This window comes from Kitasatospora sp. NPDC059812, assembly GCF_042732075.1.
GTDB lineage: Bacteria > Actinomycetota > Actinomycetes > Streptomycetales > Streptomycetaceae > Kitasatospora.
Genome location: NZ_JBHWIO010000085.1, coordinates 1 through 24,785, shown reverse-complemented (window position 1 = coordinate 24,785; position 24,785 = coordinate 1). Strand labels below are relative to the sequence as shown.

Here is a 24,785-nt window from a genome sequence, read left to right as displayed (position 1 = left end):
GGGTCAGCGGACGGCGCCCGCGGTGAGACCGCGGACGATGAAGCGCTGGCCGAAGACCACCAGGGCGAGCGTGGGCAGCAGGGAGAGCACGACGCCGGCCAGGATCAGGCCCGGGTCGGACATCTCGGAGTCGCGCAGCGAGGTGAGGCCGATCTGCAGGGTCTGCATGTTCGCCGTGCGGGTGATGATCAGCGGCCAGAAGTACTGGTTCCAGGCGGACAGGAAGACGTAGATCGACAGCGCCGCCAGGGCCGGCTTGTTGAGCGGGACGACGATCCGCCACAGGAACCGCCAGTGGCCCGCGCCGTCGATCCGCGCGGCGTCGCGCAGTTCGCCTGGCAGCTGCCGGAAGGCCTGCCGCAGCATGAAGGTGCCGAAGCCGGAGGCGAGGAAGGGCAGCACCAGGCCGAAGTAGGTGTTCCCGAGCCCCCAGCCGGACAGCGTCAGGTAGTTGGGGATGATGATGGCCTCCCACGGGACCATCAGCGTCGCCAGGAACACCCCGAACACCACGGCCCGCGCCTTGAGCGGCAGGAACACGAAGGCGTACGCGGCGAGGACCGAGGTGAACAGCTGGGCGAGCGTGATGACGGTCGCCACGATCGCCGAGTTGGCGTACTGCCTCGCCAGCGGGACGGTGTCGACGGCGCCGGAGAAGTTCCGCCCGGTGACCGAGTGGGGCACCAGCGCCGGCGGGTAGGAGGAGAGTTCGGACGGGCTCATGAAGGCGCCGGCGATCGCGTAGTACACCGGGAAGGCCACGGTGACGACGGCGACGGCGAGCAGCAGGTAGACGGCGGCGCGGCCGAGCAGGTCGCGCGGCGAGCGGCCGGCCAGGACGCGGGGGCGCGGGCGCGGCGCGGCGGCCCCGTCCTGGGCCCCGGGCCCGGCCTCGGTGGCGGTCACGGTCATGCGTAGTGCACCTTCCGCTCCAGGACGCCGAACTGGACGGCCGTGCAGGCGAGGACGACCACGAGCAGCACCACGGCCTGGGCACTCGCGGTGCCGAAGTCGCTGGAGCCGTAGGCGAAGGCCTTCTCGTAGACGGAGTAGACGAGGGTCCGGGTGGCACCGTCGGGGCCGCCCTTGGTGAGGATGTGGATCTGGCCGAAACTCTGCAGCGAGTGGACGGTGGAGACCACGGTCAGGAAGAACAGGTTCGGGCCGAGCATCGGCACGGTGATCGAACGGGCCAGCCGCAGCCCCGAGGCACCGTCGATCCGCGCGGCCTCCAGGATCTCGCCGGGGATCGAGCCGATGCCGGCGGACAGCACCAGGACGTTGTAGCCGAGGCTCATCCACACCGTGGTGACGGCCACCGAGACCAGCGCGTACCGGGAGTCGGTCAGCCAGCCGATCGGGCCCAGCCCGACGTGCGAGAGCAGGCCGTTGAGCACCCCGCTGGCGGGGTTGAAGAACACCGCGAAGACCACGGACGCGCTGGCCACCGAGAAGGCGAAGGGCAGCGCGAACGCGGAGCGCAGCAGCCGCACGCCCCGGATCCGGTTCTCCAGGAGCAGCACCAGCACCAGCGCGCCCAGCACGCCGGGCACCACGGTGAGCAGCGTGAACAGGGCGGTGGTGACGAGCGTACGCCGGAAGTCCGCCGAGGTCAGCAGCTCGGTGTAGTGCTTCAGCCCGACGTAGCGGGAGGGCGCGCCGAACAGGTCGTTGGCGTGTCCGCTCAGGTAGACGGTCCGTCCCAGCGGGTAGCCGATGAAGAGGACGAAGACCACCAGGGAGGGCAGCAGGAAGGCCCAGGCGAGGCCGTGCTCACCCCAGCGGCTTCGGCGGCCCGGGTGGGGCTTGGTGTGCGGTGCGGTCGGCATGGGTTTGCGCGTCCCGCCTTTCGTTGCGTCGGTTCCGGCCGAAACCGTGTCCTGCCCACACGACGGGTTGGAAACCCCACGGTGAGCAACGGGTGTCGGTGGGATTACGCGTTCGCGTCAGATTCGGCCGGTCGTGGGCGGACGGGCGTTGGGGCGCGTCCCCGGCCGGTCGTGGGCGGGCGAGGTGTGCGGCGCGCCCCCGCCCGTTCCGGTACGCCCTCCGGTGGCCCCGGGCTGTCGGTGGGGCGGGACTGTCGGTGGGGCGTCGTACGGTTCCCGGATGGACGACACCGAATTCGACATCCGGGCCGCGATGGCCGAATCCCTGCGGGGCCGCGCGGGCGCCCGGGCGCTGGTCGAGGGCTTCGCCGCCTACTGGGGCGAGCCGCTGCGGCCCGACGACGGCTTCACCGACGCCGAACTCGACGCCGCCGAAGGGCGCCTGGGCCTGCGGCTGCCGGCCGCGCTGCGCGAGGCGTACCGGCTGTTCGGCCGCCGGGAGGACCTCACCGGCAACCACAACCGACTGCTGCCGCCGGAGGAACTGTTCGTCCTGGAGGGCGCTTTGGTGTACCAGGAGGAGAACCAGGCGTGCGTGCACTGGGGCGTCCTGCTGGCCGACCTCGACCAGGACGATCCGCCGACGGTGGGCCGGCTCGACCTCGCGGACAAGTCGGCGGAGTGCTGGGAGCCCTGGGAGGAGCGCTTCTCGACGGCCGCGGCGGTGATGGTGATGGTGGAGAAGCTTTTGCAGGACGACGAGTTGAGCGTGTTCGCCGAGTCCGGGGCGGAGGTGCCGGAGGGGCTGGCGGAGCTGCCCCGGCTCGGCCGCGGCTGCCGCTGGTTCACCGGGCCGGACGTGCTGGTCGTCGAGCTCAGCGAGGACTTCGTGGTGGCCCGGGCCCGGACCGAGGAGGCCCGGGACGCACTGGCCGAGCAGTGACCTGACGGCCCAACGACGGGGCAATGCCCGGTCGTTGGGCCATCAGTGGGTCAGGCGTTGGCCCAACGGCGGGTAGCCGCCCGGCCGTTGGGCCGCAGGTGGGTCAGGCGGTGGCGCCGCCGTCCAGGACGAGGTCGGCGCCGACGGTGAAGCCCGCCTCGGACGAGGCCAGGTACAGCACCGCGGCGGCGACCTCCTCGACCGCACCCGCCCGGCCGACGGGGAGGCTGTCCTTCATCCGCGCGGCCTTGTCGTCGGCGTTCTCCCCGGGCCGGGTGGACATGCTGGTGTCCACCGGGCCGGGGCTCACCATGGTGATCCGGACGCCGTCCGCGATGTGGTCGAGGGCGGCGCTGCGGGTCAGCGCGGTGACGGCGGCCTTGCTGGCGGCGTAGGCACCGAGGCCGGGCACCCGCATGTGGACGCCGAGGTTGGACGACACGTTGACGATCGCGCCGCCGCCGTGGGCCCGCATGTGGCCGATCTGGTGCTTCATGGCGAGCCAGGTGCCGGTCAGGTTGACCGCGAACACCCGGTGCCACTCGTCCTCGTCGATGTCCGCGACCGGGCCGACGGCGCCGAACACCCCGGCGTTGTTGACGGCGACGTCCAGGCCGCCGAGGAGTTCGACGGTCTCCCGGACCAGCCGGGCGGCGTCCTGACCGTCCGCCACATCGCCCGTCAGCGCGACGGCCTTGCCGCCCGCCCGCTCGATCAGCTCGACCGTCTCGGCGAGCGGGCCCGCGCTGCGGCCCGCGACCGCGACCCGGGCGCCCTCCCGGGCGAAGGCGAGCGCCACGGCCCGTCCGATACCGCTGCCGCCGCCGGTGACCAGGACGGACTTGTCGGTGAAACGCGTGGTCATGAGAGGTGCTCCTTGATCTGGATGGTGCGTTCTGGGGCGGTGTCGGTCTCTGTGGCGGCCTCGGGAGTCGCCCGCGCCAGCGTGGCGACGGCGAGGGCGGTGAGGGCCAGGGCGGCGCCCGCCGCCGCGAAGGCCGTGGCGTAGCAGCCGACCACGCTCGGGCGGGTGGCGGCGAGCGCCATCAGGGCGGCCACCCCGGCGGTGGGGCCGAGTTCCATCGCGGTATTGAGCACGCCCGCGGCAAGGCCGGTCCGTTGGGGCGGCACGCCCGCGGTGGCGAGCACGGCCGCGCCGGCGAAGGCGGCCGCGGCCCCGGCGGGCAGCAGGAGCAGCCCGGGCAGCAGCCCGGTGGCGTAGTCGCTGCCGGGCGCGAGGCCCGCCAACAGGCCGAGCCCGGCCGCCGCGAGGGCGAGCCCTCCGGCGGTGACCGCGACGGCGCCGTAGCGGGCGGTCAGCGGCCCGGCCAGGCGGCCGGCCGTCAGCAGCGCCGCCGCGTACGGCAGGAAGGCGGCGGAGGTGGCCAGCACGCCCCAGCCGCGGACCTGTTGGAGGTAGAGCGCGAGCAGCAGGAAGGTCAGCGCGGTGCCGGCGGCGGTCGCCATGACGGCGGCGAGGGCGGTGGCCCGGCGGCGGTCGGCGAGGAAGCCGGGCGGCAGCAGCGGGTCGGCGGTGCGCCGTTCGACGGCGGCGAAGGCGAGCAGCAGGGCGAGCCCGGCGGCCAGCGGCAGCAGCGTCCCGGGGCTTCGCCAGCCGTGCTCGGTGGACGCCACCAGGCCGTAACTGGCCGCGCAGACACCGGCGGCGGCCAGCACGGCACCGGGCAGGTCCAGGGCCGGCCGGCGGTCGGCAGACGGTCGGCCGGGCGGGTCGGCGGGCGGTCGACCGGCCGGGTCGGCGAGCGGCAGCGAGCCGGAGCGGGCCAGGCCGACGAGGGCGACCAGGACGGGCACCGCGAACAGCCAGCGCCAGGAGACCCAGGCGGCGACGGCTCCGGAGAGCAGGTTGCCCGCCGTGGCGCCGAGCACCGAGAGGCCGCCCCAGGCGGCCATCGCCCGCCGGTAGTCGGCGGGTTCGGGCCGCAGCACCCGGACCACGGCGACCGCCGCCGGGGCGGCCAGGGCCGCGCCGACGCCCTGGGCGAAGCGGCTCGCCAGCAGGACGGGGTAGCCGGGCGCGAGGGCGCAGGCGATCGAGGCGGCGCCGAGCAGGGCCAGGCCCACCCGCAGCAGCCGGCGGCCGCCGTGGCGGTCGGTCAGCCGCCCGCCGAGGAGCAGCAGGGCGCTGAAGGAGAGTCCGTAGGCGGCGCTCAGCAGCAGCACGCCGGACGGACCGAGCCCGAACTCCCGGGCCACCAGGGGCAGCGGCACGGACAGGATCATGATCGTGAAGATCAGCGCGGCCTGCACGCCGCCGAGCAGCGCGAAGCCGGGCCGGTCGGCCGTGGCGACACTCATGGAAACCCCCCTCCTCCACAAAATGACCGTTCGGTCCAGTATTGAGACAGCAAGAGGCGACCTCCACCGTCACCCCACCACCGCCCCACGATCCGCAAATCGATCCGCAAGTCGATCCGTCAGTCGAGCAGCACCAGCGCCTGCTCGGCGGCGTCCCGCACCCGGGACGCGCCGTCGGCCGTCTTCCCCATCACCCGCATGCCCTGCATCAACACCATCAGCATCCGGGCCAGCGCCCGGGGTTCCCGCCCGGCGGGCAGCTCCCCCCGCGCCTCGGCACGCACCAGGGCGGCGGTCAGCACCGTCTCCAGGTGGGCGAGGCTGGCTCCCACCTGGCGGGCCGCCGAGGGATCGTGCGGGGCGAGCTCGACGGCGGTGTTGGTGACGAAGCAGCCGCGCTCCCGGCCGTCCCCGGCCGACTCCGCCGCGAACCGGCGGACCAGCGCGCGGACGGCCGGCAGCACCGGGCCGGGCTGGGAGAGCTCGGCCAGCAGCACCGGGTCGGCCTGCTCGCCGTACCGCTCCAGCGCCCGCAGGAACAGTTCGTGCTTGCTGCCGAAGGTGGCGTAGATGCTCGCCCGGGCGATCCCGAGCTCCTCGACCAGGTCGGCCATCGAGGTGGCCTCGTAGCCGCGCCGCCAGAACAGCTCAAGGGCCGACTGGAGCACCACGTCCGGGTCGAATTCCTTCGTTCGCGCCATGGGTGAACGCTAACCCTTTCCAGAACGATCGGTCAAGATCCTCCCCGAAGGTCGCACACGTGGGATCTGACGGAGCATTGCCAAGTGGACTAGACCAAGGCTACCCTTACCGCCCCGTACCTCCTCCTCCCCCCACAGGAGGCCTTTCCCCATGCCCGCGAACCTTCCCACCTCTCCCCAGCAGGCGGCCGAGGCCGCCCGCCCGCTCGTCCTGACGGCCTTCCGGGTCGTCGTCGGACTGCTCTTCGCCTGCCACGGCGCCGCCTCGCTCTTCGGCGTCCTCGGTGGCGCCAAGGGCGGCGGCACCGTCCCGCTCGGCCAGTGGCCCGGCTGGTGGGCCGCGCTGATCCAACTGGTCGGCGGCGCCCTGGTACTGCTCGGCGTCGGCACCCGGACCGCCGCCCTGCTCTGCTCCGGCTCGATGGCGTACGCCTACTTCACCGTCCACCAGGAGCACTCCCTACTACCGCTGCAGAACGGTGGCGAACCCTCCGTCATGTTCTGCTGGGCCTTCCTCGCCATCGCGGTGCTCGGCTCCGGCCCGTACGCCCTGGACCGGCTGCTGATCCGGCGCACCACGGCCGAGCCGGCCGCCCAGCCCGCCCCGGCCGGGGCACACCCGGGCCAGACCGGCTGAGCGCCCCCGGCCCGGCGGACGGCTGAGAACCGGACCGGCGGACAGCTCGACGGACGGCACGACGGACTGACTGTGCGGGGTCAGTCCGTCGACGGCCCCGGTCGTGGCCCGGGCCGCGTCCGCCCGTCCTCACACCACGGTCGGCAGCGGCGGTTCGACCGCGAGCGGAGCGGTGGAGCGGGCCCGGTGCTGGGCGGCCCACGCGGTGAGGGCCACCGTGCAGGCGTGGTCCAGGTGGCGCAGCCCGGACCAGTCGAGTTCCACCGGCCGGTCGGCCGGCAGCCGTTCCAGGGCGTCCAGCAGCCGGGGCAGCCGCAGGAAGGTCGCGTTGCCGCTGAGCCGGACGCGCTGCAGGGCCTCGCCGGACGGCAGGACCAGTTCCTCCAGGCCGATCTGCAGGTGCGAGGTCTGCCAGGCGGACTTGGCCACGGCCAGGCCGATGCCGATCAGCACACCCTCGAACAGGTCGGTGGCGATGATGGCGCCCGCGGTCACCGCGAGCACCAGCGCCTCGCCCCGGTGGCCGCGGCAGAGCGCGGCGATCCGCCGCAGCGGGACGAGCTTGGCGCCGGCGTGGACCAGGACGGCGGCCAGCGCGGTGAGCGGGACGAGCCCGAGCACGCCGGGCAGCAGCGCGGTGAACAGCAGCAGCCAGAGCCCGTGCAGGGTGCGCGAGGCCTTGGTCCGCGCCCCCGCCTGGACGTTGGCCGCGCTGCGGACGATCACCGCGGTCATCGGAAGGGCGCCGAGCAGCCCGCAGACGGTGTTGCCGATGCCCTGGGAGGTCAGCTCGCGGTCGTAGTCGGTGCGCCGGCCGTGGTGCATCCGGTCGACGGCGGCGGCGCTGAACAGCGTCTCGGCGGAGGCGATCAGGGTGAAGGCGACGACCGTACCGAGGCCGGCGGTGCCCGCCACCGCGCCGAGCGCGGCACGGTCGGGCAGGTGGACGACGTCGAGCAGGCCGGACACCCGGACCCTCGCCACCGGCAGGTCGACGGCGGCCGTGACGGCGGCGGCCAGCCCGACCGCGGCCAGCGGCGCGGGGACGCCGCGGGCGACGCGCCCGGGCAGGTACTTCCAGCCGACCAGCACGAGCAGGGTGGCCAGGCCCAGGGCGACCGCGCTCGGGTTGGCCACGCCGGTGACCACGTCCGCCAGCAGGTCGGGCAGTCCGGCGATCTTCTCCGGTCCGGTGGCCGGGGCGCGGCGGTCGGCGAGCGCGTACAGCTGGCCGAACAGCAGGGTCAACCCGATGCCGGCCAGCATGCCGTGCACCACCGAGGCGGACATCGCCCGGAACCAGCGGCCGAGCCGGAGCGCTCCCATCGCGATCTGGAGCAGCCCGGTGCCGAGGACGAGCAGGCCGAGGGCGGTGACGCCGAAGCGCTGGACGGCCTCGTAGACCAGGACGGTCAGCCCGGCGGCCGGGCCGCTGACCTGGAGGCTGCTGCCGGGCAGGACGCCGACGACCAGGCCGCCGACGATGCCGGTGACCAGACCCAGCTCGGCGGGGACGCCGGAGGCGACCGCCACCCCGACGCACAGCGGCAGGGCGACCAGGAACACCACCAGCGAGGCGGGCAGGTCGTAGCGCCAGGGGACGGCGCGCAGCACGGCGAGCGGGGGCCGGCGGCGGCCCGGCGGGGCGGCCTTGCCGGGGTGGCCCGGCGGGGCCTTGCGGCGGCGGGGCGTTCGGCTCACCCGGTCACCACCGGGGGGCGGGCAGGGAGACAGCGCATGGCGGCGTTCCTTTCGCGGGGCCCCCCCCCCGGGGGCGCCCCCCCCCGGGGGGGGGTGTCTAAGGGGGGGGGTGGGGGGCTCGGGGGGGGGGGGTCGGAGCGGGCACCCGGCGCCCCGCGGGGGGGGGGGGCGCGGCCCCCGCTTGGGGGGGCGGGGGGGCCCCCCCCCCGCGGGCGGCCCCCCCCCGTCACAGGGGGGTGAGGAAGTCGCGGGGGGTGAGCAGGTCGCGGGGCGGTGAGCAGGTCGCGGGGGGGGGCGACAGCGGTACGGCCGCAGGTCCGGGCGGACCGGACGGCGGCGGGTGTCGGGTCGGTGCGGCCAGGGGGTGCGTCCCTCGCTCGGGTGCGGCGGACCGGGCGCGCTGGTCCTGGACGGGACCGGCCGCCGGAGCTCCCCCGCTCCCGGACCGTCCCGAATCCCCCTTGCCGCGGCCTCAGTTGGACATCACGGGCCCGGCGTGCCACCGACGGTACCCAGGGGTGCGGGGTGGGCCGACCTCGGGCACCGTCCCTTCACCCGCACTGCACACCGGCCGCGCTTTCCGCCGCGGAACGGCCGGTTCCCCGGGTACACCAGCACGATCGGCGCCCACTTGTACGAACCCGGCTCCGCCTCCCCTCCCCCGGACGGCCGCAGCGACCTGCGGTTTCATCCCCTGGGCCGGCTTCCACATTCTGTTGAACCTCCCCTTGACGCCCCGCCGAGCCCAGCCGTACGGTATTTCCGCATACAGAAACCGTTCTTCCGTATGGTGGAATTCTGGAGATGAGCCCTCCGACCCACTGCGGGCCGACGCAGGAGAAACCCGATGCCTCGTATGACAGCCGCCCGCGCGGCCGTGGAGATCCTCAAGCTCGAAGGCGTTGAGGTCGCGTTCGGCGTGCCGGGCGCAGCCATCAACCCCTTCTACGCCGCGCTCAAGGCCTCCGGCGGGATCAGGCACACGCTGGCCCGGCACGTCGAGGGCGCCTCCCACATGGCCGAGGGCTACACCCGCGCCAAGGCCGGCAACATCGGCGTCTGCATCGGCACCTCGGGCCCGGCCGGCACCGACATGATCACCGGCCTGTACTCGGCGATCGCCGACTCCGTCCCGATCCTGTGCATCACCGGCCAGGCCCCCGTCGCCCGCCTGCACAAGGAGGACTTCCAGGCCGTCGACATCGCCTCGATCGCCAAGCCCGTCACCAAGGCCGCCACCACCGTGCTGGAGGCCGCACAGGTCCCCGGCGTGTTCCAGCAGGCCTTCCACCTGATGCGCTCCGGCCGTCCGGGCCCGGTCCTGATCGACCTGCCGATCGACGTCCAGCTGACCGAGATCGACTTCGACCCCGAGGCCTACCAGCCGCTCCCCGTCTACAAGCCGGCCGCCAACCGGATCCAGATCGAGAAGGCCCTCACGCTGCTCCAGGCGTCCGAGCGCCCGCTGATCGTCGCCGGCGGCGGCGTCATCAACGCCGACGCCGCCGAGCTGCTGCGGGAGTTCGCCGAGCTGACCGGCGTCCCGGTGGTCCCGACCCTGATGGGCTGGGGCATCGTCCCCGACGACCACGAGCTGAACGCCGGCATGGTCGGCCTGCAGACCTCGCACCGCTACGGGAACGAGAACTTCCTCGCCTCCGACTTCGTCCTGGGCATCGGCAACCGCTGGGCCAACCGCCACACCGGCGGCCTGGACGTCTACACCGCGGGCCGCACGTTCGTCCACGTCGACGTCGAGCCCACCCAGATCGGCAGGATCTTCGCCCCCGACCTCGGCATCGCCTCCGACGCCAAGGCCGCGCTGGAACTCTTCCTCCAGGTCGCCCAGGAGCTCAAGGCCGCCGGGCGGCTCAAGGACCGCAGCGAGTGGGCCGCCGCCACCCAGGACCGCAAGGCCCGGCTCCAGCGCCGCACCCACTTCGACGACGTGCCGCTCAAGCCGCAGCGCGTCTACGAGGAGATGAACAAGGCGTTCGGCCCGGACACCCGCTACGTCACCACCATCGGCCTCTCCCAGATCGCCGGCGCGCAGCTGCTGCACGTCTACCGGCCGCGGCACTGGATCAACTGCGGCCAGGCCGGCCCGCTCGGCTGGACCATCCCGGCCGCGCTCGGCGTCGCCACCGCCGACCCCGAGGGCCAGGTCGTCGCGCTCTCCGGCGACTACGACTTCCAGTTCATGGTCGAGGAGCTGGCCGTCGGCGCCCAGCACCGCATCCCGTACGTCCACGTGCTCGTGAACAACGCGTACCTGGGCCTGATCCGCCAGGCGCAGCGCACCTTCGACATCGACTTCCAGGTCAAGCTGGAGTTCGAGAACATCAACGCGCCGGAGCTGGGCGTCTACGGCGTGGACCACGTCCGGGTCGCCGAGGGCCTGGGCTGCAAGGCGATCCGGGTCACCGAGCCCGAGGGCCTGCTGCCGGCCTTCGAGGAGGCCAAGAAGCTCGCCGCCGAGTTCCGCGTCCCGGTCGTCGTCGAGGCGATCCTGGAGCGGGTCACCAACATCTCGATGGCCGCCGCCGACATCGACAAGGTCAACGAGTGGGAGGAGATCGCCACCCTCCCCGAGCACGCGCCGACCGCCGTCAAGCCGCTGGCGCTCTGAGCCCGCCGTGGGCCACTCGGGGCGGGCGCCGTGCTGCGCCCCGCCCCGAGTGGCCCGCGAACCCACCGGGTACCAACCGGGTGACGCCCGCACGCGACCGCCCAGCCGCGACCGCCGCGCACGGGCCCGGAACCCCGGGAGAGACACCATGCCCTTCACCATGGACAGGGCCGAGCGCGAGCGGTTCCTCGCCGCACCGCGCGTCGGCGTGCTGGCCGTCGACTCCGGCACCGGACCGGACCGGGGCCCGCTGGCCGTACCGGTCTGGTACTCCTACGTCCCGGGCGGCCTGCTCACCGTCATCACCGGCCGCGACTCCGTCAAAGCCCGACGGATCCGGGCCGCCGGGCGGTTCACCCTCTGTGCCCAGCACGAGCAGCACCCGGCCGCGTACGTGAGCGTCGAGGGCCCGGTGGTGGCGATCGAGGACCGGCTCGACCCTGACGAGTGGGCCGCCCTCGCGAACCGCTACCTGCCGCCCGAGGCCGCGCGCGACTACCTCGCCTCCGCCCGGGAACAGTTGGCCGCCGACATCACGCTCCGGATGCGCCCCGAGCACTGGTCGAGCGCCGACTTCTCCGCCTTCGGGGCCGATCTGCCGGAAGACCGGTAGGTCGGGCCCGGTCCAGGTGGTCGCGGCCACTACGGTGGCTCGGCGAGACTCCGTTCCACACACCTGCCGAAAGGACCACCACCGTGAGCCTGTACGACATCCCGCTGCGCACCCTCACCGGCGAGCCCACCTCGCTGGCCGAGTACAAGGGCAAGGCGCTGCTGATCGTCAACGTCGCCTCCAAGTGCGGCCTGACCCCGCAGTACACCGGCCTGGAGAAGCTCCAGCAGCGGTACGCCGCGCGCGGGTTCACCGTGCTGGGCTTCCCCTGCAACCAGTTCGCCGGGCAGGAGCCGGGCAGCGCCGAGGAGATCCAGACCTTCTGCTCCACCACCTACGGCGTCACCTTCCCGCTGTTCGAGAAGATCGACGTCAACGGCGACGACCGGCACCCGCTGTACCGGCAGCTGACCCAGGTCGCCGACGCCGAGGGCGAAACCGGTGACGTCAGCTGGAACTTCGAGAAGTTCCTGGTCTCCCCCGACGGCACCGTGGCCGCCCGCCTGCGGCCGCGCGTCGAGCCGGAGTCGGCCGAGCTGACCGCCGCGATCGAAGCCGTCCTGCCGGCCTGATCCCCCCGCCGACGGACCGGCCGGCATCACCCACTGGCGCTGCTGATCCCAGCCCTCCATCGGTGTCCACTCGTGCTCCAGGATCGAGTAGGTGATCGAGTCGCGCCAGGCGCCGTGGACGAAGACGTGATCGCGGATCCGCCCCTCCTCGGTCATCCCGGCACGGAGAAGTGTTCGCGCGGATGCCTCGTTGAGCGGAGAGCGAGCGGCCCAGATGCGGTGCAGTCCCAGGACGTCGAAGCCGAGCGCGCACAGCAGATGGACGGTCGCCGTGCCGAGGCCCTTGCCCCACTCGGCGGGATGGAGGGCGAAGCCGATGGTGGCGGCCTGCTGCGGCTCGGTGGCCAATCGGGCGTAGCCGATCAGCCGATGCTCACCGAGGTGGGTGACAGCAAGGCCGTACTCGGTCCTCGGGCCGTCCTTCGCCGTCATCCTTACCCCGGTCCTCGCCCCTTGGGGCGGAGCACATTGGCGCGTTGGATATCCCAAGGGCTGCCCAACGCGCCGCCCTCGACCGGGGGGTCGAGGGCCAGTCATCTGGTGATCGCGGAGAGCCGCCTTCGCAGGGGCTCCTCCAGGTCGAGGTTGTCGCCTCGAGTAATGGTCTGCAGCAGTTCAGTGATGACGACAAGTTCGGCAAACTGCCCGGCTGGCGTGTCGAGGATGTGGGCGAGTCGGTGACGGACCTGGGCGGCGGTGTCCGGCACGAGGACGCTGTACGAGTACAACAGTGCCGCGTCGTACCCGGCAGGCGCGACGCCCCAGCCTTCCCAGTCGAGGACGGTGAGGGTCGGGCCCGTGAGGTTGGCCCAGTGCAGGTCACCGTGGGCCGTCGTCCAGGCAGGCACCCTGGTGTCGATCGGGATGCCCAAGTACTGGGGCATGGCGCGGTCCAGGTATTCCTGCCGGACCGCCACCCGGTCGCTGGGGACGGCGGCGATGGCGTCGAGGGCGGTGCTGAGCCCGTCCCACCAGGTGTGGTCCAGGTCAGGTGGTTCCCGGAGGATCGGCTCGTGGGTGGCGATGGTGGAGGCGGTGATCTTGTCGTACAGCTCCGCCAGGTAGCCGTGCTCGCCCTCGGTCCAGGTACGCCGCTCCCGCAGGCGTGGCCTGGGTACCGCAGGAGGCATGAGCCGTTCCGCCTCCTGCGGTCCCTCCCAGAGCTTTCCGCCGGCCTTGTCGGCAGGGGCCGACACCAGGCGGAGCCAGCCCTCGCCGGTCGCCGTGGCAACCGGGCGGCTGAGGGTGCGTCCACGCCAGCCCCACGCTTCGCGGGAACCAATCGGCCTCGCGTTGAAAACGGTTGCTGCTACGGCGTGCATCTCACGCATCCGCCTGGCGGTGTCCGGCTCAGGTTCCGAGTACATCAACGACCCTTCGGAGTACGTCCGGAGACAACGGCGGTCGGCCAACAGCTTCGACGGCCCCCATCCAGTGTTCCGGGTTCCCCGTCGACAGGAGTACACGCTTCACCCCTGGGGCTGAAGCAACGACGGCGAGGGCGGTCTCGGCACTGGTCTTGCCCGGGGCGATCAGCTCGGACAGTTCAGGAGTGGCCAGGCCCGGGATCTCACCGCCGTGGAGCGGGGCGGAGGCGAACACCTCCAGCCCCGCAGCCAGGGCATCGGCCAACGGGCCGTGACCGTCGAGAGCCTGGGCGATGGGCGCGAGGTGGACAAGGGAGACCGGGAGCTGGATGGCCCACAGGTGATGATTCGGCCCGCCGGCCTTGGTCGCGAGTTCGATCAGCGCGGGTACGTCGAAGAGACCGCTGCTGAAGCCGCGCCAGGTCGCTACTCCGTAGGCGCTGATGATCTGTTGGCTGCACGCCTCCTCCAGAGCCAGGAAGGCGTTGTAGAGCCGGCCGGTGATCTCGCCGTCCGGGCAGGCGTGCTCGGGGTTGTGGACGAACACCAGGTCGGGTACCCGGCTGAGCATGAGCTTGGAGCGCGTGAGCTGCCAGGCGATGTAGTCCGGGGTGAGGCAGTACCCGCGCTGGGCGTCCGCCGCGGACAGGGCACCGGCTCGTACCCCGATGTGCCTGGTGCCGGCCGGGACGAAGCCCACCTTCGTGGAGACGCACAGATTCGGGTAGGCAGCCAGAGCCACTGCGAGCGACGCCTCCGCCCGGCCGCCTGCGTAGTTGGGCGCCGTGTCCACCCAGTCGGCACCTCGGGAGGCGGCCATCAACGCTGCCTCGGCCACATCGAGGCAACGGTAGGTGCCGAGGCCCAGCCGGGCGGTCATCGTAGGCCTCCGATCGCGGCGGCCTGGCCGTCGACCAGCTCCGTCACGACACCGGCCGCCTGTCCGAGAGCAACGCCCGCGGCCTGCGCGAGATCGGCCAGCCGGTGAGGTTCCCCATCGGCGAGGAGCGCGAGCATCGGCTCGGCCCTGGCGGCAAACGTCCACTCCTCGCCGCCGGCGGTCAACCGGACGGTGTCGTCGGGCAGAGCCCTGAGCACGGGCCGCGTGGTGACCAGGCGTACCTGCAGGTCGGCATCCGGCGGGGCCGCCATGATGTGGGGCAGCGACGGCACGAGCCGGGCTCGCTCGGTGGCGTCGCGAGCGGAGGAGAAGCGGGCGATCAGGTCGTCGCTCTCCAGCTCGGTCGCGATGAGCTTGCCGATTGTGTCGAGGAAGGCGCGCTGCTCCTCGGCGGCCCCGAAGCGCGGGACGTCCGCCCGGACGGTCTCGTGGGCACGCAACATCTCCGACAGCCAGGTGATCAAGTCGGCACCCGTCGTACTCTGCAGCCCGCACGTGACGTGCAGCGAGTGCTGGCCCTCGGAGGCGGCGACGGCGTGCCACCAGCCCCGAGGCAGATAGAGCACATCGCCAGCGGTGAGAACCAGATCAGCGACGGGCTCTTCGGGCGGCGGCTCGGGCGTCTCGACGTCACGGTGCATCGGCACCGTGCGGGTGGGACCGTAGATGCGCCAGCGCTTCGCGCCGTCGAGCTGGACGACGACCACGTCGTGATCGTCCCAGTGGACGCCGAAGCCCTCGATCCCGGTCCAGGAGGCGTACAGGTTGACCTGCACGCCGGTTCGCAGCCGGCGCTCAAGCTGGCTGGCCAGAGCACCGATGCCGGGGTGAAGTTCCTCGACGGCGTCCAGGACCAGCGTGGCACCCTCGGCGAGCCTCTTGTGCAGCTCGGAGGGCTGGAGCTGGTACCAGACGGTGCTCCGCCGGGTGGTGATCGGCCGGGAGTACGTGTGCGCGGGCACCTGCTCCCCATTGGCGGCGAGGCGGAAGCGAGGCGGTTCGAACCGGTGGTGGGTCAGGATGGTGTTGAGGTCATCCCAACTCATGAGTCCGGCGAGCGACGCGGATTCGCCGCGTGCGACCTTGAAGCTGCGGCCGAGCGTCTGGGCGAGGAAGCCATCCCCGCCCAGACGCTCAACCACCGAGAAATGCTCGGCGGTCATCGTGATACAGCCGTCAGTCGTTGGTGTCGGTTCGGCCGGTGGAGCCGCCGTCCGACGGCTGCTCGCCACGCGAGCGGGCCGCGGCGACCTTCGTACGGGCGACCAGCAGGCCGTCGCCCTCCGGCTCGGTGCTGGTCGTCAGGTTCTCGGGCATGAAGCACTCCTTCAGGATCACGGGGCGGGCGGCTGCCCAGCCCCCGTCGTTGGTGCAGCGATGGATCCGTTGCCAGGACAAGCCGCTGGCAAGGACCCTCAGGTGCTTGTGCCGCACGGCTGTTGACCAGCGCGGCCACCTGCATCCCCCCAAGCCCGCGTCGGGGCGGGAGGAGGTCTTGTCAGGCACTCGGCAGCACGCGAAAGCCGAACGGGGCAGGGGTGACCGCTTGGCGAGTGGTGACGGACATGAGTGCGGACCTTTCACCGGGACGAGGTCGGCAGCGGGCCGATTCGCGCCGGGATTCACCCGGCAGGTATCTACAGAACCGCCTCCAACGCCGGTGAACCAGAGCAGAATTGAAGCGGAAATGAGGCATCCGTGCTGCAAATGCGGGCATGACCTGGCCTGTTATGGCTGCAGACGAACTGACGTACCTCTGGAGGACGCGCGATGGCATCCAGGAGGTCCCGGCTGATCCAGCGCAGGGAGGCGGTCGGCCACACCCAGGAATCCCTGGCTGAAGCCCTCGATGTGGACCGTACGACCGTGGGGCGATGGGAGAGCGGCAGGGGTGCCCCACAGCCCTGGATGCGGCCGAAGCTCGCCCGCGCCCTGGAACTCTCGGTCGACCAGTTGGCCGACCTGCTGGCAGCATCCCCTGCAGCCGCCAAAGCAGTTCCACCGCTCAGCAGCGTCGGCGAAGCGTCGCTTCCTGTGCCTGACCTGCGCACGGAACGCCACAACGATCTCGTAATGGCCGTGGCAACCGACTCGGCGGAGTCCGCGTTCTTCCTCCGCTTCGCAAGCGCCTCCAACGTGGATGACACGCTGCTCGAACAGATCGACGCGGACATCGCGAGGCTGGCAGGGGACTATGTGAGCAAACCGGTGTCCGAGCTCTTCCACGACATCGGGACCCTCCGGCGAGGAGTGTTCGACTTACTCCGAGGCCGCCAACACCCGTACCAGACAAGCCATCTCTACCTGCAGGCCGGGCGCCTCTGCGGCCTGGCCACTCATGTCGCCCTCGACCTCGGCCAGTACACGGCCGCAGCTACGCATTCGCGAACGGCCTGGCGTTGCGCGGAGTCAGCCGGCCACAACGGTCTCCGGGCCTGGATCCGATCCGTCCAGTCCCTGATCGCCTACTGGCAGCAGGACCACCGCCAGGCCGCCGAGCTGGCCAGAGCCGGACTGCCGTACGCGGACAGCGGGACGATCGCAGCTCGTCTGCTCAGTCTCGAAGCACGGGCCACCGCCGCGCTCGGAGACAGCGCGAGCGCGCTACGAGCCGTGGAAGCTGCCGAGGCGGCGCGGAGCACAGTAGCCGCCGTGGATCTTCCCGGTGTGTTCACGTTTCCCGAGGCCAAGCAGTGGACCTACGCCGGCACCGCCCTCCTTGCCCTGGGCGCCCGGTCGCATGTGAACCGCGCCATCGAGGCGTCCTCCAGGGCCATCGACCTGTACGAGTCCGCACCGCGGCAGGAACAGTCCTCCGGTGACCTGCTGGCCGCCCGCCTTGACCTCGCCAACGCCCACCTCGCCCACGGCGACCTCGACGGCGTGCAGGAGAAGCTCTCGGTGGTGCTGGACGCCGCACCGGACCGGCGAACAGCGAGCATCTCCAGCCGCCTTCGGGCGCTGAGCGTCCGTCTTGCCGAGCCCGCCTACGCAGGCTCCCCGATCGTCCTGAGTCTCCGTGAGAATGTCAGAGAAGCCTGCTCTCGACCCGCACTCACGAATCCTCCGGAGCTGCCCCAGTGACGAGCAACACCGCACAGCAGGACGCCGCAATCGCCGACAAGTCCATCCTCGCGAACAGCGCCTACGCCGACGGACGCCACTTGGCCGCCCGCCAGTCCATCTACCGGTGGCAGCAACCGCATTACGACCTGCCCGGGATCGTCCTCGAAGAGCTGGCCGGCACAAGCGGGATCGTCCTCGACGTCGGCTGCGGCAACGGCAAGTTCGTCAGTCGCCTGCACAAGGACCGTCCGGACCTTCAGGTCATCGGGATGGACATCTCGGCGGGCATCCTCGCCGACGTCGAGAAGCCGGTTCTGGTGGCCGACGCCCAGTTCCTGCCCTTCGCCGACAAAAGCGCCGACGCCTTGTTGGCCCTGCACATGCTGTACCACGTCAGCGATATCGAGGCCACGATCAAGGAGCTGGCCCGCGTCCTCCGACCTGGCGGTGTGCTCATCGCCTCGACCAACAGCGACACCGATAAACAGGAGTTGGACCGGCTCTGGGCCCGGGCCGCAGGCGACATCCTCGGGATCCCCGAGGGCCCGGCGCGGGTCTCCCTCAGCTCCCGCTTCTCCCTGGAGAAGGCCCCCGGCTACCTCGGGACAGCGTTCAAGGACATCCGGGTGCGGGAACTACCTGGCGCCATCGAGATCACCGATCCTGCGCCGATCGTTTCCCACCTCGCCTCCTACGAAGCGTGGGCTGACCAATGCGGCGTCCCTTTCCGCGAGACGGTCAGTCGGGCAGCAGAGATCGCTGCCGCCGCCATCAAGACAGAAGGCTCATTCAAGATCACGTGCCTCGGTGGCATTCTGACCTGCAGGCGGTAAGACGGCCAAGCGAGGTGGTCGCTGCCTAAAATGACAAGGTGATTTCCTCACGCCATCATGACTGCTCTGACTCATCCGGCCTCCTCCAGGGCGGAAAGAGCAGTCATTCATATGCCTTCTTTGTGTCTCGGATGAAATTAGGATGATTGCCGCTGTGCAGCTCTATCCACGCGGTTCCCGCATCCATCTTTCCAATCTCGGCGCAGAGACTTCCAAGTGGCCCCGCCTACTGGCTCGATAATGTGAGCCAGTCCAGATCTGCTGATCGCAGCCGCTGTGGCGTCGGCCTATGACGATGTGTTACATGGCGTCGGCCTGCTGCGTACTTGCTAGACAGAAGGCGGTCCCCGGCCTTCACCTCCAGCTTGCTCCCCTCGGCCATGCCCCCTTCTCCCGGTCGACACGGCGTCTACTCGCATTGGTCATTTCATGACGAACCTTCACGTTGTCATCGCCATTCAAGAAGAAGAGCCGACACCGTCGTCACCCGCCTGCGGCCCCGGGTCGAGCCGGAGTCGGCCGAGCTGACCGCCGCGATCGAGGCCGTCCTGCCGGCCTGATCCCCCCGCCGACGGACCGGCCCCAGGCACCCGCCCGGGGCCGGTCCGTCGTTTCCCGGGGAGTGGATGCGCCGGGCGGCTGCGGCCTAGATGATCGGGGGCCGGCCGAGCCGGGTCATGGTCCACACCGTGCGCCAGCGCATCGGCTTGCGCCGACCGCACGGTGTGCGCCAGCCCTCGGCGAAGCCCGAGAACCAGGCCTTCAACCCGGTGGCGTTCCTGGTGCGGGCGACCGTGAGCGCGACCCACACGCCGAGGTAGACCGGCACCAGCAGCGCGGGCAGGTGGCGGCGCGCGAGGTACACGCGGTTGCGGGCGTTCACCCGGTAGAAGAACGCGTGCCGGGTCGGGCTGGTCCGAGGGTGCTGCAGCAGCAGCTCCGGTGCGTACAACACCCGCCAGTCCGCGTCGAGTGCCCGCCAGGCCATGTCGGTCTCCTCGTGCGCGAAGAAGAACGCGTCCGGCCAGTCCCCGACCTGCCGCAGCATCTTCGTCGACAGACCATGGCCGCCGCCGAGGAAGCTGGTCACCTCGCCACCGCGCATCGGATCGCCGGCCCGCAGCCGGGGAACGTGGCGGCGCTGGGTAAGCCCGGTCTCGTCGGCGATCCGGAAGGACACGATGCCCAGCCCGGGGTCCGCCTCGTACAGCGCCTCGATCCTCGCGAACACGTCGTCGGCGACGAGCAGGCCGTCGTCGTCCAGGTCGATCACCACGTCCACGTCACGCAGGTGCTCCAGCGCCACGTTCCGGCCACCGGTCACCCCGAGGTTCTCGGCCAGCTCGACGCCTTCCACCCACGGCGGCAGCTCCGGCAACGGGCAGCCCTGGGCGACCACCACCGTCCGCGCCGGCCTGACGGTCTGCATCTCCACCGAGGCCAGCAGCTCGGCCAGTTCCTTCGGCCGCGTGCCCATGGTCAGGACTGCCACGCCCAGCTTGACGCCCACCGAAACTCATCCCTTCGAGGAAGCACACATGACCCAACGAACGCACCACTCGGGTGCCGCACCGCTCGGGGAACTCGCCGAGAGGCGGATGCTTCCGGACCACCAGGTCATGGACCAGCCCACACTGAACCGGATCGCCGGGATGCGGCCCGAGGTCTCCGCCGCGCCGCCCACCCTGCCACACTCGCCACTCATGTCGGTACCGGACGTCACCTGGTACTACCAGTCTGCGAACTGCGAAAACGCACCAGAAGGGGGCCCTGTCGGCGACCGACAGGGCCCCTCTCATCGCTGCGCAGCACCCCGTTCCGGAACGGGCGAAGATCAGCCCGTACCGAAGCGTGGGCGAGGGCGTATCACTCGCCGTCGGTGCCTACCGGGACCTGGTCCTCCCGGATAATGACGTGCTCCTCACCGTCGACCGTGATTTCAGTGCCTGCGTACGTGCCAGACGGAGTCTTGTCCTTGCTGTCCTCAGCCATGTCTCCTCCTTCAGTTCGACACGTTGTCGACCCGCACCGATCCTGCCATGACTGACAGTCACCGAACTATCAGCCTTGACAGATCAGAGGGAGCCCTGTCGATGCCGACTAGTCGACAGCATTCGCGACCTGATGGAACGTCAGAATTTCGAGAAGTCCACGTCACAGCAACAGGCGCGTCCCCGGCGGGAGTTCACCGGAACCGGCAGCATGGTGCAGGTGCGCAAGCAGGGTCGTGCGCAGGGCCTCCGCCGCTCGGGTCAGCGGCACCTCGTGGCCGTGTGCGACGGCGATGGTGCGGCCCAGGCCCGGGGCGGCGAAGGGTGTGACCGCGAGGCCCGAGCGGGCTGCGACCATTCCGGGGACGACCGCGGGGCCGAGTCCGGCCCGGACGAAGCCGAGGACGGCGTCCATCTCGCCGCCCTCCACCGCGAACTCCGGCTCGAAGCCGGCCGCCCGGCAGGCCGCCAGGGTCGCCTCCCGGACGTCGTAGCCCTCCCGGAACATCACCAGCGGGCGCCCCCGCAGCTCTGCCACCCGCGCCTTGCGCCGGGTCTGCCGCTCGGCGGAGACCAGCACCAGTTCCTCGTGCAGCAGCTCGGTGACGGCCAGCGCCGGCGCGGCCTCCCCGCTCGGCGGGGTGATGATCAGCGCGAGGTCCAGCTCCCCCGCCGCCAGCGAGCGGACCAGGTCGCGCGAGCCGCCTTCCCGGACCGCCAGCGCCACCCCCGGGTGGCGGTCCCGGAACACCCGCAGCACGTCCGGCACCAGGCTGGTGCACAGGCTCGGCGGCGCGCCGAGCCGGACCCGGCCGCGGCGCAGCTGGACCGTCTCCTGGACGGCCAGCCGGGCGCTCTCGGTGTCCGCGAGGATGCGCCGGGCCAGTGGCAGCAGCGCCTCCCCGGCGTCGGTCAGGGCGATGTTGCCCCGGGTGCGGTGGAACAGCTCGGCGCCCAACTCCCTTTCCAGCGAACGGATCTGCTGGGAGAGCGAGGGCTGGGCGACGTGTGCCGCCTCGGCGGCCCGGGTGAAGTGCCGGGTCTCGGCGACGGCCAGGAAGTAGCGGAGTTGCTGGAGCTGCACCCGACCAGGATAGGCCGCATCGATAGGCCACAGCTATCGTCACGAGCCGCAGCATGTCTTGGACGCACCCTGGTGGCCGTCCCTACCGTTGCAGCCATGACAACCGCGACTCGGACGGCCCGGCATCCGTCCACCCTGGCGACGCTCTGGCGGTCGACCGTCGGCAAGAAGGCGGTCATGGCCGTCACCGGACTGGCCATGCTGCTCTACCTGGTCGCGCACATGCTGGGCAACCTCAAGGTGTTCGCCGGCCCGGACGACATCAACGGCTACGCGGCCTGGCTGCGCACCATCGGACAGCCGTTCCTGGGCCACGAGTGGTTCCTGTGGATCGCCCGCTTCGGCCTGCTGGCCGCCGTCGTGCTGCACGGCGTCTCGGCCTACCAGCTCAGCCGCCGCGACCTCGCCGCCCGGCCGAGCAAGTACGTCCACAAGCGCCGCCGGGCGAGCTACGCGACCCGGACCATGCGCTGGGGCGGGGTGATCCTGGCACTGTTCATCGTCTGGCACATCCTCGACCTGACCACGCTCACCGTGAACCCCGCCGCCGAGCACGGCCGCCCGTACCAGAACATCGTGGCCTCCTTCGGCCAGTGGTACAGCTGCCTGATCTACATCGTTGCGATGCTCGCCGTCGGCCTGCACATCCGGCACGGCTTCTGGAGCGCCGCGCAGACCCTCGGCGCCAACAACGCCCGCCGGGACCGGGTGCTCAAGCTGACCGCCAACGGCCTGGCGCTCGTGCTGACCGTCGGCTTCCTGTCCGTCCCCGTGGCCGTGATGTTCGGAGTCGTCAAATGAGCTACCTGGACTACACCGTCGGCGAGCCCGTCGCCGACACCAAGGCCCCCGCCGGGCCGATCGAACAGCGCTGGGACCAGCGGCGGTTCGAGGCCAAGCTGGTCAACCCGGCCAACCGGCGCAAGCACACCGTGATCGTGGTCGGCACCGGCCTGGCCGGCGGCGCGGCCAGCGCCACGCTGGCCGAACAGGGCTACCACGTCGTCCAGTTCTGCTTCCAGGACTCCCCGAGGCGGGCTCACTCGATCGCCGCCCAGGGCGGCATCAACGCGGCCAAGAACTACCGCAACGACGGCGACTCGGTCCGCCGGCTGTTCTACGACACCGTCAAGGGCGGCGACTTCCGCGCCCGCGAGTCCAACGTGCACCGGCTCGCCCAGGTGTCGGTCGAGATCATCGACCAGTGCGTCGCCCAGGGCGTCCCGTTCGCCCGCGAGTACGGCGGCCTGCTGGACACCCGTTCCTTCGGCGGCGTGCAGGTCTCCCGCACCTTCTACGCGCGCGGCCAGACCGGCCAGCAGCTGCTGCTCGGCGCCTACCAGGCGCTGTCCCGGCAGATCGCCGCCGGGAACGTGGAGATGCACCCGCGCACCGAGATGCTCGACCTGCTGGTCGTCGACGGCCGGGCGCGCGGCGTCGTCGCCCGCGACCTGGTCACCGGCGCGATCAGCACCCACACCGCCGACGCCGTGGTCCTCGCCAGCGGCGGCTACGGCAACGTCTTCTACCTCTCCACCAACGCCAAGAACTCCAACGCCACCGCGATCTGGCGGGCCCACCGGCGCGGCGCCCACTTCGCCAACCCGTGCTTCACCCAGATCCACCCCACCTGCATCCCGCGCTCCGGCGACCACCAGTCCAAGCTCACCCTGATGAGCGAGTCGCTGCGCAACGACGGCCGGATCTGGGTGCCCAAGGCGCAGGGCGACACCCGGCCGCCGGCCGAGATCCCCGAGGACGAGCGGGACTACTACCTGGAGCGGATCTACCCGGCCTTCGGCAACCTGGTGCCGCGCGACATCGCCTCCCGGGCCGCCAAGAACGTCTGCGACGAGGGCCGCGGCGTCGGCCCCGGCGGGCAGGGCGTCTACCTGGACTTCGCCGACGCCATCCGCCGGCTGGGCCGGGACGCCGTCGCCGCCAAGTACGGCAACCTGTTCGACATGTACGAGCGGATCACCGCCGAGGACCCGTACCGGGTGCCGATGCGGATCTACCCCGCGATCCACTACACGATGGGCGGACTCTGGGTCGACTACGACCTGCAGACCACCGTCCCCGGCCTGTTCGCCGTCGGGGAGGCCAACTTCTCCGACCACGGCGCCAACCGGCTCGGCGCCAGCGCGCTCATGCAGGGCCTCGCCGACGGCTACTTCGTCCTGCCGCCCACCCTGAACGACTACCTGGCCCGCAACCCGCTGCCCGCCGTCCCCGCCGACCACCCGGCGGTCACCGAGGCCGAGGCCGAGGTCGAGGACCGGCTGAACCTCATCCTCGCGGTCGACGGCGACCGCACCCCCGACTCCTTCCACCGCGAACTCGGCGAACTCCTCTGGGACGAGTGCGGGATGGCCCGCGACGAGGCCGGACTGCGCCGGGCCCTGGAGCGGATCCCGCAGCTGCGCGAGGAGTTCTGGCGCCGGATCAAGGTGCCGGGCACCGGGCAGGAGCTCAACCAGTCGCTGGAGAAGGCCAACCGGCTCGTCGACTACTTCGAGCTCGCCGAACTCATGTGCCTGGACGCCCTGCACCGCGCCGAGTCCTGCGGCGGCCACTTCCGCACCGAGAGCCAGACGCCCGACGGCGAGGCCGCCCGGCGCGACGAGGAGTACGGCTACGCCGCCGCCTGGGAGTTCACCGGCACCGGCGCCGCCCCCGTCCTCCACCGCGAGGCCCTCGACTTCGCGTACGTCCACCCCACCCAGCGGAGCTACGCATGAACCTCACCCTGCGCATCTGGCGCCAGCCGGGCCCGGACGCCCCCGGGTCGATGACGACCTACCAGGTCGGCGGCATCAGCCCCGACATGTCCTTCCTGGAGATGCTCGACAGCCTCAACGAGGAGCTGATCACCAGCGGGGACCAGCCCGTGGCCTTCGACCACGACTGCCGCGAGGGCATCTGCGGCGCCTGCGGCATGGTCATCAACGGCCAGGCCCACGGCCCCGAGCGGACCACCACCTGCCAGCTGCACATGCGGCACTTCCGGGACGGCGACACCATCGACGTCGAGCCGTGGCGGGCGGCGGCCTTCCCGGTGGTCAAGGACCTGGTGGTGGACCGCTCCGCCTTCGACCGGATCATCGGCTCCGGCGGCTACATCTCCGCCCCCACCGGCAGCGCCCCCGACGCGCACGCCACGCCCGTCCCCAAGGAGGCCGCCGACACCGCCTTCGAACACGCCGAGTGCATCGGCTGCGGCGCCTGCGTGGCGGCCTGCCCGAACGGCTCGGCGATGCTGTTCACCTCCGCCAAGGTGGTCCACCTCAACGTGCTCCCCCAGGGCGCGCCGGAGCGCGCCTCCCGGGTGCGGGACATGGTCACGGCCATGGACGCCGAGGGCTTCGGCGGCTGCACCAACACCGGCGAGTGCGCCACCGCCTGCCCCAAGGGCATCCCGCTGCCCAGCATCGCCGCGATGAACCGCGAGTTCCTGCGGGCCGCGCGCGGTTGACGCACCGCTTCGACCGGCCCCGCGCCCCGGCCCCCCCCCGCCGCGGGGGGGGCCGGCCGGGGTGATCAGGGGGGGGGGGGGGGGGTGACACGGCGCCCCGCGGTGGTGGGGCTGCGAGGACCGC

At 71.7% G+C, this 24,785-nt stretch carries 23 protein-coding genes and 1 pseudogene; 10 read left to right on the top strand and 14 right to left on the bottom strand.

Annotated features, from left to right (window positions below; translation table 11 throughout):
- Nucleotides 1-3 precede the first annotated feature (3 nt).
- Together ACFV6D_RS31170 and ACFV6D_RS31165 are read right to left on the bottom strand one after the other, a co-directional pair.
- A complete protein-coding gene (locus tag ACFV6D_RS31170; RefSeq protein WP_079135349.1) occupies nt 4-912 on the bottom strand; it encodes a carbohydrate ABC transporter permease in 909 nt (302 codons plus the stop codon).
- Entirely contained in the window at nt 909-1,829 is a 921-nt protein-coding gene (locus tag ACFV6D_RS31165) for a carbohydrate ABC transporter permease (protein WP_063346087.1), read from the bottom strand. Before ACFV6D_RS31165 ends, ACFV6D_RS31170 begins: the two co-directional genes overlap by 4 nt.
- A gap of 280 nt (nt 1,830-2,109) precedes the next feature.
- On the opposite strand from ACFV6D_RS31165, the gene ACFV6D_RS31160 reads away from it, so the two are divergent.
- Nucleotides 2,110-2,772 carry an SMI1/KNR4 family protein gene (locus ACFV6D_RS31160; protein ID WP_380562115.1) on the top strand — a complete coding sequence of 221 codons (663 nt, stop codon included), beginning with the start codon at nt 2,110-2,112 and terminating at the stop codon, nt 2,770-2,772.
- Nucleotides 2,773-2,875: 103 nt separating this feature from the next.
- Here ACFV6D_RS31160 and ACFV6D_RS31155 read toward each other — a convergent pair whose 3' ends face one another.
- The 3 genes from ACFV6D_RS31155 to ACFV6D_RS31145 all read right to left on the bottom strand — a co-directional run bounded on the left by ACFV6D_RS31155 (nt 2,876) and on the right by ACFV6D_RS31145 (nt 5,792).
- Nucleotides 2,876-3,637, bottom strand: coding sequence for an SDR family NAD(P)-dependent oxidoreductase (locus ACFV6D_RS31155; RefSeq protein WP_380344512.1), 762 nt, complete (start codon nt 3,635-3,637; stop codon nt 2,876-2,878).
- A complete protein-coding gene (locus tag ACFV6D_RS31150) occupies nt 3,634-5,091 on the bottom strand; it encodes an MFS transporter (RefSeq protein ID WP_380562113.1) in 1,458 nt (485 codons plus the stop codon). Before ACFV6D_RS31150 ends, ACFV6D_RS31155 begins: the two co-directional genes overlap by 4 nt.
- Before the next feature lie 119 nt (nt 5,092-5,210).
- A complete protein-coding gene (locus tag ACFV6D_RS31145) occupies nt 5,211-5,792 on the bottom strand; it encodes a helix-turn-helix domain-containing protein (protein WP_363372936.1) in 582 nt (193 codons plus the stop codon).
- Between the two features lie 151 nt (nt 5,793-5,943).
- Here ACFV6D_RS31145 and ACFV6D_RS31140 point away from each other — a divergent pair, with 151 nt between their 5' ends.
- A complete protein-coding gene (locus tag ACFV6D_RS31140; protein WP_063346092.1) occupies nt 5,944-6,429 on the top strand; it encodes a DoxX family protein in 486 nt (161 codons plus the stop codon).
- Between the two features lie 129 nt (nt 6,430-6,558).
- Here the strand turns inward: ACFV6D_RS31140 and ACFV6D_RS31135 are convergent, their stop codons facing one another.
- On the bottom strand, nt 6,559-8,043 hold the full coding sequence (locus tag ACFV6D_RS31135) for a SulP family inorganic anion transporter (RefSeq protein ID WP_380429563.1): 1,485 nt from the start codon (nt 8,041-8,043) through the stop codon (nt 6,559-6,561).
- Nucleotides 8,044-8,977: 934 nt separating this feature from the next.
- On the opposite strand from ACFV6D_RS31135, the gene gcl reads away from it, so the two are divergent.
- From gcl to ACFV6D_RS31120, 3 genes are all read left to right on the top strand, one after another.
- On the top strand, nt 8,978-10,759 hold the full coding sequence (gene gcl / locus ACFV6D_RS31130; RefSeq protein WP_380562111.1) for a glyoxylate carboligase: 1,782 nt from the start codon (nt 8,978-8,980) through the stop codon (nt 10,757-10,759).
- 148 nt (nt 10,760-10,907) lie between these two features.
- Nucleotides 10,908-11,372 (top strand): pyridoxamine 5'-phosphate oxidase family protein, encoded by a 465-nt coding sequence (locus tag ACFV6D_RS31125; RefSeq protein WP_380562109.1) that lies wholly within the window; start codon nt 10,908-10,910, stop codon nt 11,370-11,372.
- A gap of 83 nt (nt 11,373-11,455) precedes the next feature.
- Complete coding sequence (locus tag ACFV6D_RS31120) at nt 11,456-11,944, top strand: glutathione peroxidase (protein WP_363372928.1); 489 nt, start codon at nt 11,456-11,458, stop codon at nt 11,942-11,944.
- Between the two features lie 210 nt (nt 11,945-12,154).
- Here the strand turns inward: ACFV6D_RS31120 and ACFV6D_RS31115 are convergent.
- The 5 genes and pseudogenes from ACFV6D_RS31115 to ACFV6D_RS31095 all read right to left on the bottom strand — a co-directional run.
- Nucleotides 12,155-12,376: pseudogene (locus ACFV6D_RS31115) on the bottom strand (GNAT family N-acetyltransferase); the annotation flags it as partial.
- 101 nt (nt 12,377-12,477) lie between these two features.
- Nucleotides 12,478-13,074 carry a hypothetical protein gene (locus ACFV6D_RS31110; protein WP_380427580.1) on the bottom strand — a complete coding sequence of 199 codons (597 nt, stop codon included), beginning with the start codon at nt 13,072-13,074 and terminating at the stop codon, nt 12,478-12,480.
- Between the two features lie 220 nt (nt 13,075-13,294).
- Complete coding sequence (locus tag ACFV6D_RS31105; RefSeq protein ID WP_380562107.1) at nt 13,295-14,191, bottom strand: aldo/keto reductase; 897 nt, start codon at nt 14,189-14,191, stop codon at nt 13,295-13,297.
- Nucleotides 14,188-15,375 carry a cupin domain-containing protein gene (locus tag ACFV6D_RS31100; protein WP_380427576.1) on the bottom strand — a complete coding sequence of 396 codons (1,188 nt, stop codon included), beginning with the start codon at nt 15,373-15,375 and terminating at the stop codon, nt 14,188-14,190. Before ACFV6D_RS31100 ends, ACFV6D_RS31105 begins: the two co-directional genes overlap by 4 nt.
- Before the next feature lie 13 nt (nt 15,376-15,388).
- On the bottom strand, nt 15,389-15,529 hold the full coding sequence (locus ACFV6D_RS31095) for a hypothetical protein (RefSeq protein ID WP_167745844.1): 141 nt from the start codon (nt 15,527-15,529) through the stop codon (nt 15,389-15,391).
- A gap of 453 nt (nt 15,530-15,982) precedes the next feature.
- Between ACFV6D_RS31095 and ACFV6D_RS31090 the strand changes: the two genes are divergently transcribed.
- Both ACFV6D_RS31090 and ACFV6D_RS31085 read left to right on the top strand, forming a co-directional pair.
- Nucleotides 15,983-17,296 (top strand): helix-turn-helix transcriptional regulator, encoded by a 1,314-nt coding sequence (locus tag ACFV6D_RS31090; RefSeq protein WP_380493949.1) that lies wholly within the window; start codon nt 15,983-15,985, stop codon nt 17,294-17,296.
- The gene (locus tag ACFV6D_RS31085) at nt 17,293-18,111 is read left to right on the top strand and encodes a class I SAM-dependent methyltransferase (RefSeq protein ID WP_380562105.1); all 819 of its coding nucleotides are present in this window, start codon (nt 17,293-17,295) and stop codon (nt 18,109-18,111) included. The genes ACFV6D_RS31090 and ACFV6D_RS31085 overlap by 4 nt, the downstream gene beginning before the upstream one ends.
- Before the next feature lie 646 nt (nt 18,112-18,757).
- Here ACFV6D_RS31085 and ACFV6D_RS31080 read toward each other — a convergent pair.
- The 3 genes from ACFV6D_RS31080 to ACFV6D_RS31070 all read right to left on the bottom strand — a co-directional run bounded on the left by ACFV6D_RS31080 (nt 18,758) and on the right by ACFV6D_RS31070 (nt 21,186).
- The gene (locus ACFV6D_RS31080) at nt 18,758-19,588 is read right to left on the bottom strand and encodes a glycosyltransferase family 2 protein (protein WP_380562127.1); all 831 of its coding nucleotides are present in this window, start codon (nt 19,586-19,588) and stop codon (nt 18,758-18,760) included.
- Between the two features lie 389 nt (nt 19,589-19,977).
- A complete protein-coding gene (locus ACFV6D_RS31075) occupies nt 19,978-20,103 on the bottom strand; it encodes a hypothetical protein (RefSeq protein WP_380379010.1) in 126 nt (41 codons plus the stop codon).
- Between the two features lie 162 nt (nt 20,104-20,265).
- Nucleotides 20,266-21,186 (bottom strand): LysR substrate-binding domain-containing protein, encoded by a 921-nt coding sequence (locus ACFV6D_RS31070; protein WP_363372922.1) that lies wholly within the window; start codon nt 21,184-21,186, stop codon nt 20,266-20,268.
- A 96-nt stretch (nt 21,187-21,282) separates the two neighbouring features.
- Between ACFV6D_RS31070 and ACFV6D_RS31065 the strand changes: the two genes are divergently transcribed.
- The 3 genes from ACFV6D_RS31065 to ACFV6D_RS31055 are packed head-to-tail and all read left to right on the top strand — an operon-like array spanning nt 21,283 to nt 24,661.
- Nucleotides 21,283-21,987 (top strand): succinate dehydrogenase cytochrome b subunit, encoded by a 705-nt coding sequence (locus ACFV6D_RS31065; protein WP_363372919.1) that lies wholly within the window; start codon nt 21,283-21,285, stop codon nt 21,985-21,987.
- The gene (locus ACFV6D_RS31060) at nt 21,984-23,927 is read left to right on the top strand and encodes a fumarate reductase/succinate dehydrogenase flavoprotein subunit (RefSeq protein ID WP_380562103.1); all 1,944 of its coding nucleotides are present in this window, start codon (nt 21,984-21,986) and stop codon (nt 23,925-23,927) included. Before ACFV6D_RS31065 ends, ACFV6D_RS31060 begins: the two co-directional genes overlap by 4 nt.
- The gene (locus ACFV6D_RS31055) at nt 23,924-24,661 is read left to right on the top strand and encodes a succinate dehydrogenase/fumarate reductase iron-sulfur subunit (RefSeq protein WP_363372913.1); all 738 of its coding nucleotides are present in this window, start codon (nt 23,924-23,926) and stop codon (nt 24,659-24,661) included. The genes ACFV6D_RS31060 and ACFV6D_RS31055 overlap by 4 nt, the downstream gene beginning before the upstream one ends.
- The last annotated feature ends 124 nt before the right edge of the window (nt 24,662-24,785 follow it).

Coding starts and splice junctions, on each gene's coding strand:
- ACFV6D_RS31055 (WP_363372913.1), top strand. CDS start 23,924: ATGAACCTCACCCTGCGCATCTGGCGCCAGCCGGGCCCGGACGCCCCC.
- ACFV6D_RS31090 (WP_380493949.1), top strand. CDS start 15,983: ATGGCATCCAGGAGGTCCCGGCTGATCCAGCGCAGGGAGGCGGTCGGC.
- ACFV6D_RS31165 (WP_063346087.1), bottom strand. CDS start 1,829: ATGCCGACCGCACCGCACACCAAGCCCCACCCGGGCCGCCGAAGCCGC.
- ACFV6D_RS31160 (WP_380562115.1), top strand. CDS start 2,110: ATGGACGACACCGAATTCGACATCCGGGCCGCGATGGCCGAATCCCTG.
- ACFV6D_RS31145 (WP_363372936.1), bottom strand. CDS start 5,792: ATGGCGCGAACGAAGGAATTCGACCCGGACGTGGTGCTCCAGTCGGCC.
- ACFV6D_RS31080 (WP_380562127.1), bottom strand. CDS start 19,588: ATGGGCACGCGGCCGAAGGAACTGGCCGAGCTGCTGGCCTCGGTGGAG.
- ACFV6D_RS31105 (WP_380562107.1), bottom strand. CDS start 14,191: ATGACCGCCCGGCTGGGCCTCGGCACCTACCGTTGCCTCGATGTGGCC.
- ACFV6D_RS31170 (WP_079135349.1), bottom strand. CDS start 912: ATGACCGTGACCGCCACCGAGGCCGGGCCCGGGGCCCAGGACGGGGCC.
- ACFV6D_RS31075 (WP_380379010.1), bottom strand. CDS start 20,103: ATGGCTGAGGACAGCAAGGACAAGACTCCGTCTGGCACGTACGCAGGC.
- ACFV6D_RS31110 (WP_380427580.1), bottom strand. CDS start 13,074: ATGCCTCCTGCGGTACCCAGGCCACGCCTGCGGGAGCGGCGTACCTGG.
- ACFV6D_RS31100 (WP_380427576.1), bottom strand. CDS start 15,375: ATGACCGCCGAGCATTTCTCGGTGGTTGAGCGTCTGGGCGGGGATGGC.
- gcl (WP_380562111.1), top strand. CDS start 8,978: ATGCCTCGTATGACAGCCGCCCGCGCGGCCGTGGAGATCCTCAAGCTC.
- ACFV6D_RS31140 (WP_063346092.1), top strand. CDS start 5,944: ATGCCCGCGAACCTTCCCACCTCTCCCCAGCAGGCGGCCGAGGCCGCC.
- ACFV6D_RS31155 (WP_380344512.1), bottom strand. CDS start 3,637: ATGACCACGCGTTTCACCGACAAGTCCGTCCTGGTCACCGGCGGCGGC.
- ACFV6D_RS31065 (WP_363372919.1), top strand. CDS start 21,283: ATGACAACCGCGACTCGGACGGCCCGGCATCCGTCCACCCTGGCGACG.
- ACFV6D_RS31150 (WP_380562113.1), bottom strand. CDS start 5,091: ATGAGTGTCGCCACGGCCGACCGGCCCGGCTTCGCGCTGCTCGGCGGC.
- ACFV6D_RS31095 (WP_167745844.1), bottom strand. CDS start 15,529: ATGCCCGAGAACCTGACGACCAGCACCGAGCCGGAGGGCGACGGCCTG.
- ACFV6D_RS31060 (WP_380562103.1), top strand. CDS start 21,984: ATGAGCTACCTGGACTACACCGTCGGCGAGCCCGTCGCCGACACCAAG.
- ACFV6D_RS31125 (WP_380562109.1), top strand. CDS start 10,908: ATGCCCTTCACCATGGACAGGGCCGAGCGCGAGCGGTTCCTCGCCGCA.